This window comes from Terrabacter koreensis, from assembly GCF_054783315.1.
The window spans coordinates 783,551-799,038 of record NZ_BAAGQU010000004.1; the positions used below are offsets into that span (position 1 = coordinate 783,551).

Below are 15,488 nucleotides of genomic sequence, written 5' to 3' on the forward strand. Positions count from 1 at the left end.
GGAGGGGACTGACGCGAGGTGCCACGGGCGCGAGCCCGCCGCGGGCCGAGGTGGGTCAGCCCTTGACGGCACCGCTCGTCATGCCGCGGATCATGAACCGCTGCAAGGTGACGAACACGATCATCGGCACGATGATCGAGATGAACGCGCCGGCCGTGAGCAGCTCCTGCCCCTGGCCCTGCGTGCCGAGCAGCTGCTGGAGCTTCACGATGACCGTCGTGTTCTCGCTCTTGAGGAAGAGCTTGGCCACGAGCAGGTCGTTCCAGACCCAGAGGAACTGGAGGGTCGCGAAGGCCGCGATGGCCGGGATCGACATCGGGGCCACGAGCCGCCAGAACGTCTGGTAGTGGCTGCAGCCGTCGATCTTCGCCGACTCGACGACGCTGCGCGGCAGCGTGCTCATGTAGTTGCGCAGCGTGTAGATGCACAGCGGCATGCCGAAGCCCGTGTGCAACAGCCACACCGCGATGTACTGCCCGCTGATGCCGAGTCCGCGCGGGCCGAGGATGCCGAGCATCGGCTGGAACGCCACCTGGATCGGCACGACCATGACGGCGATGATGAGCAGGAAGAACAGCTCCTTGAACCTGAAGTCCATGAAGGTGAACGCGTAGGCGGCGAACGCCGCGAACATGATCGGGATGATCGTCGCCGGGATGGCGACGACGAGGCTGTTGATGAAGCCCGACCCGAAGTCCTGTCCGGTCCAGGCGCCGGAGTAGTTGCTCGCCGTCCAGTTGGCGCCGAAGGGGTTGAACAGCGCCGTCCACCAGCCCGAGGACTGGGCGTCGTCGCGCGTGCGGAACGACGTGATGAGCAGCCCGATCGTGGGGATCGACCACAGGAGGGCGAGCAGGGCCATCACGGTGATCGAGAACGGGCTGCGGGGTCGCCCGTCCTTCATCAGCTTGCGGCTCATCGGTTCGCCTCCTCGTCGCGGAAGTGCTTGATCTGGTACCAGATGAGCGGGGTCACCGCGAGGAGCAGGACGACGACGATGGCGGTCGCCTGCCCCGCCTCGCTCGCCGCGAACAGCTTGTTGAAGAAGAGGTTCGCGATGACGTTGGTGCCGTACTGCCCGTTGGTCGACACGTAGACGATGTCGAAGATCTTCAGCACCGTGATGAAGACGGTGACGAACACCGTGATGATCGTGCCCTTGATCTGCGGGATGACGACCTGCCAGAAGATCTGGAACTCGCCGGCACCGTCGATGCGTGCCGCCTCGAGGGTGTCCTCGGGGACGCCCTTGATCGCGGAGCTCAGCAGCACCATGGCGAAACCGGCCTGCAGCCAGATCAGGATCACCATGAGCAGGATCGAGTTGAGCTTGGCCGTGCTGATCTGCAGCCACGTCTGCGGGTCGCCACCGAGGCTGGTCCAGATCGCGTTGAGCAGGCCGGTCTGGGCCTGGCCCGGGTTGTTGTAGGCGTAGACGAGGGCCCAGATGGACACGGCACTGACCGAGGAGATCGCCATCGGCAGGAAGATCAGGCTCTTGGCGAACTTCTCGCCGTTCGCCGACAGCTTGTCCGACAGCACCGCCACGACGACGCCGAACGCCACCACGACCGCTGGCACGATGACCAGCCACAGCACGTTGTTGACGATCGACGACCAGAACTCCGAGTCACCGAAGATGGTCCGGTAGTTCTGCAGCCCGACGTACGCGGTGCTGTCGGAGTTCGCGAACGAGTAGTTGATCGTCTGGAACGTCGGGTAGATGAGCATCAGCGCGACCAGCGCGAAGCCCGGCAGGATGAAGGCGTAGGGGATCATTCCCTCCGACAGCCGTGCGGGCAGCCCCTCGACGAACATGTTGAGGAAGTAGAAGATCACGGCCGCGCCACCGACGCCCGCGACGATCGCGAGCAGCCCGATGACGATCTTGCTGCCGAACTTCTCGGGGTAGAAGCCGAAGGCGAGGAACAGGTTGCCGAGGGCCCACACGGTGAGGATCATGCCGACGAGGCCGACGGCGATCTTGACCGGCTGCGTGCGCAGGGCTGCCTGCGGGTCGTCGTCGGCGCGCAGACTCTGGCGCGGCGCTGCCGCGCTCGTGCCGGCGGTCATGACTTCGGCCAAGCGGCTTCGATGTTGTCAGCCGTCTGCTTGGACGACTGGCCGCCCTCCCACTTGACCATCTCCTTCCAGAAGACGTCGGAGCCGATCGACTTCGGCATCAGGTCGGACCCGTCGAACCGCAGGACGCTCGCCCTGTTGGCGATCTCGGCGATCTTCTTCGTGGTCTCGTTGGGGTAGTTGCTGGTGTCGAACGTCTTGTGCGGTGAGAGCCAGCCGCCGGCCTTGGCCCACGGGCCGCCGAACTTGTCGGAGGTCAGGAACTCCATGACCTTCTTCGCGTCGGGGTCGTTGCCGTTGAAGAGGCCCGCGAGGTCGCCGCCGCCGAGGATCGCCTGGCCGTCGTAGCCGCCCTCGAACTTCGGGAAGACGTAGATGCCGACCTGGTTGTCGAGGTCCGCCTGGACGTTCTTCGGGTAGAAGGTCGTGGCGAAGTTGCCCTGGCGGTGCAGCATGCACCTCGGCGGGTTGGAGAAGGCCGGGGTCATCGCGTTGCCGAAGGCGGTCGTCAGCACGCCCTTGGTGCCGCCGAGCACCATCTTCGGGTCCTTGTTGAACTTGGCCGCCTCGTCGAGGGCCTTGACGACCCGGTCGTCGTTGAACGGGATGCGGTGCGAGGTCCAGTCGTCGTAGACGTCGGGACCGTACATGCGCAGCATCAGCTCCTCGACCCAGTCGGTGCCCACCCAGCCGGTCGCCTGCGCCGACTCCCAGCCGATGCACCACGGGGTGATGCCGGCCGCCGCGATCTTGTCGGCGACGTCGGTCTGCAGCTGCTGGATCGAACCAGGTGCCTTGTTGTAGCCGCCCTTCTCGTAGGCGGCCTTGGGGTACCAGACGATGCTCTTGACGGCGTTGCGCATCGGGGCGCCGTAGACACGACCCTTGTAGCGGCCCGCGTCGAGGAAGCCGGTGAGCAGGGTGCCCTGGAGCTTGTCGTAGTCGAGGAACGTGTCGATCGGCTCGACCTTCTTCTGCGCGGCGAACTCGAGCAGGCCGCCGGGCTGGGGGAAGAGGCCGATGTCGGGGGAGTCGCCGGCGCCGACCTTCTGCTTGATGGTCGTCGTGAAGTCCTGGTCGGACGTGTACTGCACGTCGATGCCGCTGCTCTTCTCGAACTCGGCGAGCGAGGCGTTGAAGTTCTTCTCCTCGTCGCCGCCGAAGGCGCCGAGGATCGTGACCTTCTTGTCGTTGTCGGCGCTGCCGCCGTCGACGATGGTGCCGCCACCCCCGGCACCGCCGGAGCCACCGGACGCGTTCGGGTTCTGCAGACAGCCGGCCAGCACCAGCGTGGCGATTCCGACCACCCCGCCTGCCTTCAGGGCCCGTCTAGGGATACCGCTCATGGTCGCTCCTCGTCGTTGAGTTCTGCGTCGATCCCCACCGATCGGCGTGACGACCGTCACGTCGAGTACTCCATTCCTACCGCGTCGGGCATGGCCGGTCCAGTGGGTGAAACTGCACCGTGACCTACCCACAAACAGCACGCGGCCCCCAGAGGACCGGGGGCCGCGAGCTGTTTCGGGTGTGAACGGTGTGACGGGACGGGTCAGACGCAGCGACCGTTCTTGCACTTGTGGTCGAACAGAGCCCGGGCCAGGACCGTCGTCATGTCGGCGGGCGAGGGAGCGGCGTAGAAGTCGGAGTACGTCATCTTCGAGATCTGCGACAGCGCGTTCGGGTCGACGTCGGGGCCGATGCCGATCGTGGTGATGGCGATCGGCCTGCTCGGGTCGCTCGCGGCGCGCAGGTTGGCCTTGAGCTGCTCGAGCGAGATGCCGTTCGGGTCCTCGTTGCGTCCGTCGGTCAGGATGACGACGGCGTTGACCCGCTGGGGGTCGTACTGCGACTTCACCTTCTGGTACGCGGCCCAGATGGTGTCGTAGAGGCCGGTGCCGCCGCCGACGTTCTTGGAGAGCGACGCGACCGCGGTGGCCGCCTGCGCCCGGTGGCTGTCGTCGTCGAGCCGGCCGATCGGGGCGAGCTCCTTGTAGTCGACGGAGCCGCCGAGCCCGATGGAGAAGGCCCAGAGGCCCAGCTTCGTCGTCTTCGGCAGGGCGGCGAGCGCGATGCCGGCCGCCTCCTGCGTGATCGCGACGCGGGTCGTGTTGCCGACCTTGTCCTTCATCGAGCCGGACACGTCGAAGACGGACAGCAGCGAGAAGTCGGTCGTGGCCGTCTGCCAGACGTCGGTGGCGGCGGTCACGGCGGCCGCGTCGGGCGTGGCGCCGATCTTCACCTCGCCGACGCTGCCCTGGGGGGTCGGCATCGTCACCGGGACCGCCGTCGAGCGGATGCCGTACTCGGCGAAGATCTTGGCCGCCTTCGGCGTCATGAGGTACGCGCGGAGCAGCTCGACCGCCTGGTCGCGCACCGGGTCGGTCGCGACGTTGACGAGGGAGAACTCGAAGGCGGGCGTGCCCTCGCTCGGGGTCACCGAGACCATCCTGTGGTCGGGGAAGAGCCGGTTGTGGTCGATGAGGTCGGCCTCCGACACCGGGAACGCCGACGCCTTGTCGGGGGAGGCGTTGTAGGCGCCGAACAGGTCGTCGATCGAGGGAGCCGAGCCCTTCGCCAGCTTGGGGATGACGACGCGGCCCTGCTCGGCGGACAGCTTCGGCAGGGCGGACGCGAGCGTCAGCATGCCGGCGGTCGTGGAGCGGGGGTCGGTCATGCGGATCGGCTTGTCGGACGCGACGAGGTCGAGCCACTTCGGCTGGCCGTCGAGCGTGCCGGCCTGCTGCGGGTCCATCGCGATGACGAGCGGGCTCTTCGCGAAGGCGCCCGCCGGCTTGGCGTTGAGCTTGGCCGTCTCGTTGACGCGCTCCACCCAGCGCGGCGAGTCGGGGATCCACCCGTCGGGCCGGTCGGGCTGGCCCTGGCCGAGGCCGATCATCGCCTCGATGGGTGCCTTGCCGCGCACGACGTAGTCGACGCAGGGGGACTGCGGGTCGGCCTGGTACTCCTTGGCGAGCGCGAGCACCGCGGGCTGCGCGGCCTCCGACACCCAGAGCGACACCGGCGTCCGCTCGGGGCAGCTCTTGCCCGGGGTCGCCGTGAGGGCGGCCACGGGCGTGGACTCGCGGCCCTGCCACCAGACGAAGCCGCCGAGGCCGGCGCCGGCGAGCAGCACGACACCCAGCACGGCCGCGATGATGCGGTTGCGCCGTGCTGCTGCGATCTTCGCCTCGAGCGCCTTACGGTTGGCCCGACTCTCGACCAGGCTCTTCTCGTACGGCCCCATCGGGCGTTGTGGAGGGGTGGGGTTGGACACGAGGTTTCCTCACATGAGGACGCCCCGGCACCGGGGCGTCAGGGTGAACCACCGGCCAAAACTACCCGGCGGCTCGCGCAGAATGGTGCCTGACCCCGGGGCATCTTGTCGAATGACCGATCTGTCCGGTCTGGTGCTCTTCGAGACGGTTTGCCCCGGCCCGGGTCGGGGGGGTCGAGAGCCGACCGCAGGTGGCTCCGGTCCGGTCCGGTCCGGTCCGGGCCGGCCGGGTCAGGTCAGGTCAGGTCAGGTCGGAGCGGGTGGGCGCGTGCGCGCCGGCCCGGCCCACCGTGAGCGCACCGGTGGCCAGGGCCCGCTCGACGGCCGGCAGCACGTCGGCGAGACCGGCCTGCTGCAGACGGGCCCGCGACTCGGGGCCGCCGAGCAGTCCGGCGTCGAGGAGTCCCGACACGAGTCCGGCCATGAACGAGTCGCCCGCGCCGACGGTGTCGACGACGTCGACGTGGGGCGCCGGCAGGGCCTGCTGCTCGCCGGTGCGGCTGACCCGCACCACGGCGCCCTCACCGCCACGGGTCATGACGATCACCGACGGGCCGAGCCCGGCCCAGCCGCGCAGCACGTCGTCCTCGGACTCTCCCGGGCACAGCCAGGCGATGTCCTCGTCGCTGACCTTCACGAGGTCGGCGAGACGGATGGACTCCTCGATGGTGCGCCGGGCCTGCTCGGGCAGCCCCATGAGCGCCGGCCGGGCGTTGGGGTCGTAGGACACCGTGGCTCCGAGCCCGCGGGCGACCGTGAGGATCTCGCGCACCTGGCTGCCACCGGGCTCGAGCACGGCGCCGATGCTGCCGGTGTGGACGTGGCCGTATGCCGTGAGGCCGGGGACCGAGGCCACCTGCCACTCGAGGTCGAAGACGTAGGTCGCGGCGCCCGTGTCGTCGAGGGTCGCGTAGGCGACCGACGTGAAGGGTGCGCCCTGGGAGCCGGCGGTCAGGGCGACCCCTCGCTCACGGCATACGTCCTCGATGCGGCGTCCGCGCTCGTCGGTGGCGATCCACGTCGCGAGGTCGACGGGGTGGTCGAGCGCGGCGAGGCCGAACGCGACGTTGGCGGGGCTGCCGCCGACGTGCTCCTCGGTGGCGCCACCCGGTGTGGTGACGGCGTCGACGAGGGCCTCGCCGATGACGAGCGTGTGCACGGGGGTGGGCTGGCTCATGGCGGTGCTCAGTCCTCGATCATGTCGGCGCTGCCGAACCAGCCCGGGCGGTCGAAGCGGTGCTCGCTGTCGATGGTGCGGATCGTGCCGCTGCGCGAGCGCATGACGAGGGAGTTGGTGCGGGCCGACTTGGCGCCGTAGCGCACGCCGCGCAGCAGCTCGCCGTCGGTGATGCCGGTCGCGACGAAGAAGCACTCGCCGGTGACGAGGTCGTCGGTGGCCAGCACCCGGTCGAGGTCGTGGCCGGCGTCGATGGCCTTCTGGCGCTCGTCGTCGTCCTTGGGCCAGAGCCGGCCCTGGATGACGCCGCCGGTGCACTTGATCGCGCAGGCGGCGATGATGCCCTCGGGCGTGCCGCCGATGCCGAGGAGCAGGTCGACACCGGTGCCGGGGCGGGCGGCCATGACGGCACCCGCGACGTCCCCGTCGACGATGTAGCGGATGCGGGCGCCCGTGTCGCGGATCTCCTGGGCCAGGCCGTCGTGGCGGGGCCGGTCGAGCATGACCACGGTGACGTCTGCCGGCGTCTCGTTCTTGGCCTTGGCCACGCGCCGGATGTTCTCGGCGACCGGGAGGCGGATGTCGACGACGTCGGCCGCCTCGGGGCCGGTCGCGAGCTTGTCCATGTAGAACACGGCGGACGGGTCGTACATCGCACCCCGGTTGGCGACGGCCATGACGGCGACCGCGTTGTTCATGCCCTTGGCCGTGAGCGTCGTGCCGTCGATGGGGTCGACGGCGACGTCGACCTCAGGGCCCGTGCCGTCGCCCACCTGCTCGCCGTTGAAGAGCATCGGGGCGTTGTCCTTCTCGCCCTCGCCGATGACGACGACCCCGCGCATGCTGACGGTCGAGATCATCGCGCGCATGGCCTCGACCGCGGCGCCGTCGGCCTTGTTCTTCTCACCGCGGCCCACCCAGCGGCCGCCGGCCATGGCGGCTGCCTCGGTGACACGAACCAGCTCGAGAGCGAGGTTGCGATCCGGCTGGCTGTGCTTCATCAAGGTCCTCCGTCGGCGCAGAACGAGTCGGCGCCAGCCTAGCGGTGGCCCCACCCGGGTTTGGACGGCGTCCGCACGTCGGCGACCATGGACGACATGAGCACCCCGTCGACGCCGTCGACACCCCCGTCGTCCGCACCGTCGTCCGCGGTCCCTTCAACGCCCCCCGAGCCCACCGAGCCCACCGAGCCCACCGAGCCCACCGAGACTGCCGAGCCTGCCGCGCCCGGTTCGCCGGCGCCTGGGACGGACCCGACGCCGGGAACCCCTGCGGCACCCGGTGCGGCTCCGGCTCCGGCTCCGGCTCCGGCGAAGAGCCGCTACTCGATGGGGACCCTGCCGAACATGCTGCGCTCGATGCTCGTCATCGGCCTGTTCGTGCTTGCGCTCGTGGCGATCGTCCCGCGGATCACGTCGGTGCAGCGCCCCGCCGTCGACGCGGCGGCCAAGGCGGGCCAGGTCGCGGCGCAGACGGCCTGGCCGGTCCAGCTGCCCAAGGGCCTGGGCGACGGCTGGGTCCCGACCGTCGCGACGTACGCTCCCGGCACCGAGGGGGTGCCCACCTTCACGACGGTGTGGACGACGCCGAGCGGCAAGGACATCGCGCTCAAGCAGGCGGTCCGGGTGACGGACGGCTGGGTGCGCCGGTCGGTGGGCGACGGCACGCCGGCCGGCACCGTTCAGGTGTCGGGTCGTTCCCTCGAGCGCTTCGTCGCCCAGGACGCCGGGCAGGTCGCGTACCTCGTGCGCGGCACCGGTGCCAAGGGGCTGACGCTGGTGGCGAGCGGCACGGCGTCCGACGACGAGCTCAAGGCGTTCGTCGCGGCGCTGGCGCCGGTGCCGCCCGCTCCGGGCGTCAGCCCGTCGCCGTCGCCCACGACCTGAGGTCAGGCGCCGTCAGGCGTCCTCGTCGTCGAACACCGCGTCGTCTGCGTGCAGCGGTGCAGGGGCGGCCCCGGTGGACGTGCCGGTGGTGCTGCCGGCCGAGCTGCCGGCCGACCCTCCGGTCGAGGGCGCGGCTGCCGGCCGGGTCGCCCGCTCGATCTCGGCCTGCGCTCCGTCGAGCCACGTGCTGCAGTGGGCGGCGAGCGCCTCGCCGCGGCGCCACAGGTGCATGGAGTCCTCGAGGGGCGCCTGCCCTGCCTCGAGCTTGGCGACGATGCCGATGAGCTCCTCGCGGGCGTCCTCGTAGCGCATCTCGGCGATGTCGGGGAACGTGCCGTCGGTCGAGGTCGCGTCAGCCATGGGCGCCACCCTATGACCTGCGGGTGACGTCGCCGCCGTCGCCGCCGTCGCCGCCGGGAGACTCCTGGGGGTCGAGGGGGAGGGCCTCGGCAGAGCCAGCGGGAGCAGAGCCGGTCGTCTTCCTCGCCGGCCTGCCGACCTGCTTGGCGGTCGGCTTGCGCGCCGCCTGCTTCACGCCCTCCTTGACGACGGCCTCGGTCGCGCTCCGCGTCGCGGCCGTCCTGCGCGAGGTGGTCGCCCGGGTCGTGGCGCGCGCGGTCTTCCGGGCGGCCGACGTCCCGTCGCCCGCCGATCGCGTACGCGGCGCCCCACGCTCCGAGGTCTCGTCGGCGCCGTCGCTGACCGGTCGCACGCCGAAGTCGCCCCGGGCGACCCTCACACGCAGCAGCTCACCGACGCCCACGTCGTCCTGGTCCATGACGATGCGGCCGTCGCGGTGCTGCACGACGGCGTAGCCGCGCTCCAGGGTCGACTGCGGGGAGAGGGCGACGACCTGCCGGCGCAGGTGCTCGGTCTGGTCGGCCGCCCGGTGCAGCCGCGCCTCGATGCGCGCGGTGGCCCTCGTGCGCAGGGCGGCGACCTCCTGGCGACGCGCCCGCACGAGTGCGACGGGGTCGGCCATGACGGGTCGGGAGACGAGCGCACGCAGCCCCGACCTCTCGGACTCGACGCGGCGCACGAGGGCGCGCCGGAGCCGGTCGCGGGCCCCGTCGACGGTGCTGCGCTCGCGGGCCGCGTCGGGCACGACCTTCTTGCCGGCGTCGGTCGGGGTGGACGCGCGCCAGTCGGCCACGAGGTCGAGGAGCGGCTGGTCGACGTCGTGGCCGATGGCGCTGATGACCGGGGTGCGGGCCTCGGCGACCGCACGGATCATCGCCTCGTTGGAGAAGGGGAGCAGCTCCTCGAGGGCGCCGCCGCCGCGCGCGATGACGATGACGTCGACCGTGGGCAGGGCGTCGAGCTCGCGCAGGGCCGCGACGACCTCGGTGACCGCGGACGTGCCCTGCACCGCCACCTCGCGGATCTCGAACACCACGCCGGGCCAGCGACGCCGGGCGTTCTCGACGACGTCCTTCTCCGCGGCCGAGCTGCGGCCGGTGACGAGCCCCACGCGCCGCGGCAGGAACGGGATCGGTCGCTTGCGCTCGGCGTCGAAGACGCCCTCGGCGGCCAGCGTCCGCTTGAGGATCTCGACGCGCGCGAGCAGGTCTCCGATGCCCACGGGACGGATCTGGCGGGCCTCGAGCTGCAGCGTGCCCCGCTTGGTCCAGAAGGTCGGCTTGGCCTGGAGCACGACCCGGGCGCCCTGCGCCAGGGGGATCGGCATGGCGTTGACGGCGTTCATCGGCACCGACACCGACAGCGACATGTCGACGTCGGGGTCCCGCAGCGTGAGGAACGCGGTGCCGCCCCGCGGGTTGAACTGCACGACCTGCCCCTCGACCCAGAGCTGGCTCATCCGGTCGACGTAGTCGGAGATCTTGAGGCTGAGCACCCGCACCGGCCACGGCTGCTCGGCCGTGGTGTCGGCGGCCTTGACGGGCAGCGGGCTGGTCATGCTCACCCGCGTCACCCTAGGCCCCGCAACCTACCGGGCCGGTCACAACCCTCCGGCACCTCCTCCCGGTGGGCTGCGGCCTGCTCGGTCGGTCGCCCGGGCGGGACCGGGGATCGGGGCGGGCTGTGAGCAGCCCTCTACGATGGGGCCATGATCCAGCCCGCCGACCAGACGTCCGCCAAGAAGGTCCTCCTCGCGGCGCCGCGCGGCTACTGCGCCGGCGTCGACCGGGCCGTCGTGACCGTCGAGAAGGCCCTCGAGCTCTACGGCCCGCCCGTCTACGTGCGCAAGCAGATCGTGCACAACAAGCACGTCGTCACCACGCTCGAGAAGCGCGGCGCCATCTTCGTCGACGAGACCGACGAGGTGCCCGAGGGCGCGACCGTCATCTTCTCGGCGCACGGCGTCGCGCCGGTCGTCCACGAGGAGGCGAAGGCCCGCAGCCTCAAGACGATCGACGCCACCTGCCCCCTCGTGACGAAGGTGCACCGCGAGGCGGTGCGGTTCGCCGACGACGACTTCGACATCCTGCTCATCGGCCACGAGGGCCACGAGGAGGTCGTCGGCACGGCCGGTGAGGCGCCCGAGCACATCACCCTCGTCGACGGTCCCGACGACGTCGAGAACGTCACCGTCCGCGACCCCGAGAAGGTCGTGTGGCTCTCGCAGACCACGCTGTCGGTCGACGAGACGATGCAGACGGTCGCGCGCCTCAAGGAGAAGTTCCCCGCCCTGCAGAGCCCGCCCTCCGACGACATCTGCTACGCCACCCAGAACCGCCAGCTCGCGGTCAAGCAGATGGCCAAGGACACCGACCTCATGATCGTCGTCGGGTCGCGCAACTCCTCGAACTCGGTGCGCCTGGTCGAGGTGGCCCTCGAGCACGGCGCGCGTGACGGGCACCTCGTCGACTTCGCCGACGAGATCCAGGAGGAGTGGCTCGAGGGTGTGGGCACCGTCGGGGTCACCTCCGGCGCGAGCGTGCCGGAGGTGCTGGTGCGCGACGTGCTGAGCTGGCTCGCCGAGCGCGGCTACGCCGACGTGGAGGCGGTGGTCGCCGCGGAGGAGTCGCTGCTCTTCTCACTGCCCAACGAGCTGCGCCGCGACCTCAAGGCCCGCAAGGGTGAGGACTCGGGCACGGTGCGCCACGACGCCGCCTTCGAGGACGCCGGCTCGCTCCACTGAGAGCCCGGTGCCCCGAGCGGGCGGCCGGGGGCCGTCCGGCGGCCACCGCGGGCGGTCAGCCCCCGAGGGCGCTGACGAGGGCCGGCTGCAACCGGTCCAGCGACGGGGCGGCGACGAACTGGCCCCCGGTGATGGCCACGACCTGGCGCATCGCCGAAGCCTCGACGCGGTCGCCGAGGCCGAGCACGACGAGCCGCACCGGTCGCGCGGGGTCCTTCGCGGCGGTCAGCCGCTGCTTGAGCAGCTCGAGGCTCAGGCCGAAGTCGTCCTCGTTGGGGCCGTCGACGACCATGACCACCGTGTTGGTGTAGCCGGCCCGCCACGTGCTCTTCGCGCGGTCGTAGGTCGACGCGATCGTGTCGTAGAGGCCGCTGCCACCGCCGACGAAGGAGTCCAGACCGGCCACCGCCTTGTCGAAGCCGGCGACCCGCGCGGCGTCGCCGAGCGGGGTGTAGTCGACGAGCTGGCGGAAGTCGTCACCGCGTGCGCCGATGTGCTGCGAGTAGATCCACAGCGACGCGGTGGTGTCGGGGTTCGCACCGCCGACGGCGCGGACGGTCGCGCGCTGGAGGACGTCGAGCCGCTTGCCCTCCTTGTCGCGTTCGAGCATCGAGCCGGAGACGTCGACGGCGATCAGCGCCTGGGTGCGCTTCGACGAGGCTGCCCAGAGACTCGACGCCGTGGCGAGCGGGGCGCCGCCGGCCTCGCCGGCGACCGAGATCGTGCCGTAGAGGGGTGAGGGCTGGGCCGGATCGCCCGCCTTCGTGCGGAAGCCGCTGTCCTGCAGCAGCTTTCGGGTGCCGTCCGACGTCAGGTGCTTCTGCAGTGCCGCCACGAGGGGCTTCTTCGCGGCGTCCGTGGCGAGCGAGACGACCGAGTAGTCCACGGCGGGGGCTCCCTCGGCCGGGGCCACGGCGGCCAGGGACTGGTCGGGGTGCGCGGTGTTCCAGGCGACGAGCTGGGGCAGCGTGACCGCGGCGCCGACGCGCCCGTCCGACGTCGCCACCTCCTCCAGCGACACGGCGCTGCCGGACGCCCCGGCAGCAGCGGCGACGGCTCGCAGGCGTGCCTGCGGCACCAGCGGAACCGCGACCGAGGCGGCCGCCTGGCCGACCGCGGAGCGGCGCGGGTCGGGGATCCGGATCTGCACCGACCCGCCCAGCAGGTCGGCCCAGCCCAGGCGGTTGCCGAGGGCGGACGCCTGGGCGTCCTTCATGGCGATGACGACGGCGCTGGAGGCGAAGGGCTCACCGGCGTCGAGGCCGGCACCCGAGACGCTGCTCGCCCGGTTCAGCGAGGCCGTCGAGTCGGTGACCCAGGCGTCGGGGCGCCCGGCGCCGACGAGCGAACCCGCCACCGCGTAGGGCTCGTCGGAGTCGACGGTGAAGGCGGCACACGGGGCATCGGGTTGCTTGGCGAGGTCGTCGACCGCGGCAGCGAGGGCCGGGGCGATCGCAGGCGCTGCCGACACCCGGACCTTGACGGGGTCGGTGCACGACGTGGGCCGCGGGGCCGTCGTGGGCAACGCGGTCGGGACGTCGGAGGCTCCGAGGTAGCGGTACGCGCCGTAGCCCAGGCCCGCGACGACCACGGCGACGGCGACGCTGCCGGCCACGCGCGTGCGCCGACGTCGCCTCGCCCGCTCACGCACGGCGGCCTCGACCCGCTCGCGCGACTCACGCAGGCTCTGCTCGTACGGTCCGACGCGTCGACCCGGACCGCCGGGCCGCTCAGGACCCGGGCCCCCCGCCCCGGTCACGCTGCACCTGTTCTCACGCGCGTATTTTCCGTTGCCGCCCAACGGGTGTCCATTTTCCGGACAAAACGGACATCGATCGTCGAGTGGTCAGGCCGACTGCTCGCCGCGCTCGCCGGCGGCGCGCTCGAGGAAGGCGTCGTCGCGGGCGTCGCGGCCCAGGTCGTCGGTGAGCTCGGCCGCGCTGAGCGACCGGGGCGCCACCTCGAGGGGGAGGAGCTCGGGCGGCCGTTCGCTCGTCAGGTGCAGCTCGTGCATGCGTCGCGCCGTGACGAGCACCCTCGACTCCAGGGTGCCGACGAACTTGTTGTACTGCTCGACCGAGCGCGAGAGCGACTGGCCCATCGTGGTCACGTGCCCGCCGAGCGTGGCGAGCCGCGCGTAGAGGTCCTGACCGATGACCAGCAGCTCGCGGGCGTTCTGCTCGAGCGCGTCCTGCTGCCAGATGGCGCCGATGGTGCGCAGCACCGCGAAGAGGGTGCCGGGGGAGGCCAGCACGACCTTGCGGCCCAGGGCGTGCTCGTAGAGGCCGGGGTCGTCGGCGAGCGCGGTCGCGAGGATGGCCTCGCCGGGCACGAAGCACACGACGACCTCGGGCGACCTGTCGAAGGCCGTCCAGTACGCCTTGGCGGCGAGGCTCTCGACGTGGCGTCGCAGCGACGTGGCGTGGGCCGCGAGCAGCTCGGCCCGCTCGACCTCGGACACGGTGTCGCCGTGCGCCTGGAGGAAGTGGGCCATCGGCGCCTTGGAGTCCACGACGACGTGGCGCGAGCCCGGGAGGTTGATCACGGCATCGGGCCGCACCGTCGCGCCGTGGCGGCTCACGCGGGTGACCTGCTCGTCGAAGTCGCAGCGCGCGATGAGTCCCGACAGCTCGAGCACCCGGCGCAGCTGCACCTCGCCCCAGGCGCCGCGCACCGTCGAGGCGTTGAGGGCGCTCGCGAGCGTCGCCGTCTCGGAACGGAGCGACTCGGTGGAGCGGCCCACCTCGGTGAGACGCTCGCCCAGCTGGCCGAACTGCAGGGAGCGGTCACGCTCGAGCGCGCCGACCTGGCGCTCCACCCGCCCGATGGTGTCGCGCAGCGGGGCGAGGAGGGCCGCCGTCGCGTCGTCTACCTCGCGTGCGGCCTCGAGGTCGCCGACGCGCTCGCGCAGCACGTCACGCTCGGCCTCGGCCGCAGCGGACCGGGCGAGCAGGGCCGACCGTGCCGCGAGCCAGGCGACGACGGCGCCGACCAGTCCTCCGAGGAGGAGCCCGACGAGCAGCGCGGTGGTGTCCATGCGCACACCGTCGCAGAGGGCGCCGACAGTGGCGGAGGCGACACCCCGGCATACGGGGTCGGGTGCGTCTGTTAGACCTTGACCCGTGAGCGAGTACGACGACGCGACCCGGCTCGAGGCCGGCGACGACCCGACGACGTGGCACGGGACCTTCCATGAGGAGTGGATGATCGGCAACGCGGTCAACGGCGGCCTCGTCATGGCCACCGCGCTGCGTGCCCTCGGCGGGCACCTCGATGCCGACCCGACCGAGACCACCGAGCACGTCGACCCGGTGGTGCTCTCCGCCTACTTCATGACCGCCTCCCGGCCCGGCCCCTTCACCGTCACCACCGAGGTGATGCGCTGCGGCCGCACGCTCTCGACCGGGCAGATGGCGATCCACCAGGCGGGCGACGACGGGCAGCCGGTCGAGCGCATGCGGGCCATCGGGTCCTTCGGCAACCTCACCGACCTCGAGGTGCAGCGCCAGGCCGGCCCACCGGACCTGCCGCCGCCCGACCGGTGCCTCTCCGCCGAGCAGGCGCCACCCGACTTCCTCGCGAACGCGAAGTTCCTCGAGCGCCTCGACCTGCGCCTCGACCCCTCGACGGCCGGCTGGGCCCTCGGCAAGCCGTCGATGCGCGGCGTCATGCGTGGCTGGCTGCGGCTGCGCGACGGCCGCGAGCCCGACACGACGATGCTCATGATGGCGCTCGACGCGCTCCCCCCGGTGGCGTTCGACCTCGGCCTGCTCGGCTGGACCCCGACCCTCGAGTTCACCGGCCACATCCGCCGCCGTCCCGCGCCCGGGTGGCTGCGGGTCTCGCTGTCGAGCGAGACGCTCGGCGGCGGGATGATGGAGGAGGACGCCCTGATCTGGGACTCCGCCGGCAACCTCGTGGCCCAGTCACGCCAGCTCTGCGGCGTGCGGATGCCGCGCTGAGGGG

At 71.5% G+C, this 15,488-nt stretch carries 13 protein-coding genes; 3 read left to right on the top strand and 10 right to left on the bottom strand.

Annotated elements, in window-relative coordinates; all coding sequences use genetic code 11:
- Window positions 1–55 precede the first annotated feature (55 nt).
- The 6 genes from ACYVNR_RS06430 to glpX form a co-directional block, all read right to left on the bottom strand.
- On the bottom strand, window positions 56–919 hold the full coding sequence (locus ACYVNR_RS06430) for a carbohydrate ABC transporter permease (protein ID WP_461047326.1): 864 nt from the start codon (window positions 917–919) through the stop codon (window positions 56–58).
- Window positions 916–2,073 (bottom strand): carbohydrate ABC transporter permease, encoded by a 1,158-nt coding sequence (locus ACYVNR_RS06435; protein ID WP_461047328.1) that lies wholly within the window; start codon window positions 2,071–2,073, stop codon window positions 916–918. Before ACYVNR_RS06435 ends, ACYVNR_RS06430 begins: the two co-directional genes overlap by 4 nt.
- A complete protein-coding gene (locus ACYVNR_RS06440; RefSeq protein WP_052677383.1) occupies window positions 2,070–3,428 on the bottom strand; it encodes an ABC transporter substrate-binding protein in 1,359 nt (452 codons plus the stop codon). Before ACYVNR_RS06440 ends, ACYVNR_RS06435 begins: the two co-directional genes overlap by 4 nt.
- A 203-nt stretch (window positions 3,429–3,631) precedes the next feature.
- Window positions 3,632–5,356 carry a substrate-binding and VWA domain-containing protein gene (locus tag ACYVNR_RS06445; RefSeq protein WP_461047331.1) on the bottom strand — a complete coding sequence of 575 codons (1,725 nt, stop codon included), beginning with the start codon at window positions 5,354–5,356 and terminating at the stop codon, window positions 3,632–3,634.
- A 241-nt stretch (window positions 5,357–5,597) separates the two neighbouring features.
- A complete protein-coding gene (locus ACYVNR_RS06450; RefSeq protein ID WP_461047333.1) occupies window positions 5,598–6,533 on the bottom strand; it encodes a carbohydrate kinase family protein in 936 nt (311 codons plus the stop codon).
- A gap of 8 nt (window positions 6,534–6,541) precedes the next feature.
- Complete coding sequence (glpX, locus tag ACYVNR_RS06455) at window positions 6,542–7,534, bottom strand: class II fructose-bisphosphatase (RefSeq protein ID WP_045191858.1); 993 nt, start codon at window positions 7,532–7,534, stop codon at window positions 6,542–6,544.
- A 345-nt stretch (window positions 7,535–7,879) separates the two neighbouring features.
- Here glpX and ACYVNR_RS06460 point away from each other — a divergent pair, with 345 nt between their 5' ends.
- Window positions 7,880–8,419 (top strand): DUF4245 domain-containing protein, encoded by a 540-nt coding sequence (locus ACYVNR_RS06460; RefSeq protein WP_461047335.1) that lies wholly within the window; start codon window positions 7,880–7,882, stop codon window positions 8,417–8,419.
- Window positions 8,420–8,431: 12 nt separating this feature from the next.
- Here ACYVNR_RS06460 and ACYVNR_RS06465 read toward each other — a convergent pair whose 3' ends face one another.
- Both ACYVNR_RS06465 and xseA read right to left on the bottom strand, forming a co-directional pair.
- A complete protein-coding gene (locus tag ACYVNR_RS06465; protein WP_082081025.1) occupies window positions 8,432–8,779 on the bottom strand; it encodes an exodeoxyribonuclease VII small subunit in 348 nt (115 codons plus the stop codon).
- Between the two features lie 10 nt (window positions 8,780–8,789).
- Window positions 8,790–10,337 carry an exodeoxyribonuclease VII large subunit gene (xseA, locus tag ACYVNR_RS06470; RefSeq protein ID WP_461048289.1) on the bottom strand — a complete coding sequence of 516 codons (1,548 nt, stop codon included), beginning with the start codon at window positions 10,335–10,337 and terminating at the stop codon, window positions 8,790–8,792.
- A 150-nt stretch (window positions 10,338–10,487) separates the two neighbouring features.
- On the opposite strand from xseA, the gene ACYVNR_RS06475 reads away from it, so the two are divergent.
- Window positions 10,488–11,522 (top strand): 4-hydroxy-3-methylbut-2-enyl diphosphate reductase, encoded by a 1,035-nt coding sequence (locus ACYVNR_RS06475; RefSeq protein ID WP_458798535.1) that lies wholly within the window; start codon window positions 10,488–10,490, stop codon window positions 11,520–11,522.
- 55 nt (window positions 11,523–11,577) lie between these two features.
- On the opposite strand, the gene ACYVNR_RS06480 is transcribed toward ACYVNR_RS06475, so the two are convergent.
- Both ACYVNR_RS06480 and ACYVNR_RS06485 read right to left on the bottom strand, forming a co-directional pair.
- Window positions 11,578–13,281: a substrate-binding domain-containing protein gene (locus ACYVNR_RS06480; RefSeq protein WP_461047338.1), complete on the bottom strand. Its 1,704-nt coding sequence runs from the start codon at window positions 13,279–13,281 to the stop codon at window positions 11,578–11,580.
- Between the two features lie 87 nt (window positions 13,282–13,368).
- Window positions 13,369–14,559: a DNA recombination protein RmuC gene (locus tag ACYVNR_RS06485; protein WP_461047340.1), complete on the bottom strand. Its 1,191-nt coding sequence runs from the start codon at window positions 14,557–14,559 to the stop codon at window positions 13,369–13,371.
- An 85-nt stretch (window positions 14,560–14,644) separates the two neighbouring features.
- Here ACYVNR_RS06485 and ACYVNR_RS06490 point away from each other — a divergent pair, with 85 nt between their 5' ends.
- Window positions 14,645–15,484: a thioesterase family protein gene (locus tag ACYVNR_RS06490; protein WP_045191854.1), complete on the top strand. Its 840-nt coding sequence runs from the start codon at window positions 14,645–14,647 to the stop codon at window positions 15,482–15,484.
- Window positions 15,485–15,488 lie beyond the last annotated feature (4 nt).

Excerpts from the sequence above, each read along its gene's own strand:
- ACYVNR_RS06430 (WP_461047326.1), bottom strand. The coding sequence starts at position 919 with ATGAGCCGCAAGCTGATGAAGGACGGGCGACCCCGCAGCCCGTTCTCG.
- ACYVNR_RS06435 (WP_461047328.1), bottom strand. The coding sequence starts at position 2,073 with ATGACCGCCGGCACGAGCGCGGCAGCGCCGCGCCAGAGTCTGCGCGCC.
- ACYVNR_RS06440 (WP_052677383.1), bottom strand. The coding sequence starts at position 3,428 with ATGAGCGGTATCCCTAGACGGGCCCTGAAGGCAGGCGGGGTGGTCGGA.
- ACYVNR_RS06450 (WP_461047333.1), bottom strand. The coding sequence starts at position 6,533 with ATGAGCCAGCCCACCCCCGTGCACACGCTCGTCATCGGCGAGGCCCTC.
- glpX (WP_045191858.1), bottom strand. The coding sequence starts at position 7,534 with ATGAAGCACAGCCAGCCGGATCGCAACCTCGCTCTCGAGCTGGTTCGT.
- ACYVNR_RS06460 (WP_461047335.1), top strand. The coding sequence starts at position 7,880 with ATGCTGCGCTCGATGCTCGTCATCGGCCTGTTCGTGCTTGCGCTCGTG.
- ACYVNR_RS06465 (WP_082081025.1), bottom strand. The coding sequence starts at position 8,779 with ATGGCTGACGCGACCTCGACCGACGGCACGTTCCCCGACATCGCCGAG.
- xseA (WP_461048289.1), bottom strand. The coding sequence starts at position 10,337 with ATGACCAGCCCGCTGCCCGTCAAGGCCGCCGACACCACGGCCGAGCAG.
- ACYVNR_RS06475 (WP_458798535.1), top strand. The coding sequence starts at position 10,488 with ATGATCCAGCCCGCCGACCAGACGTCCGCCAAGAAGGTCCTCCTCGCG.
- ACYVNR_RS06485 (WP_461047340.1), bottom strand. The coding sequence starts at position 14,559 with ATGGACACCACCGCGCTGCTCGTCGGGCTCCTCCTCGGAGGACTGGTC.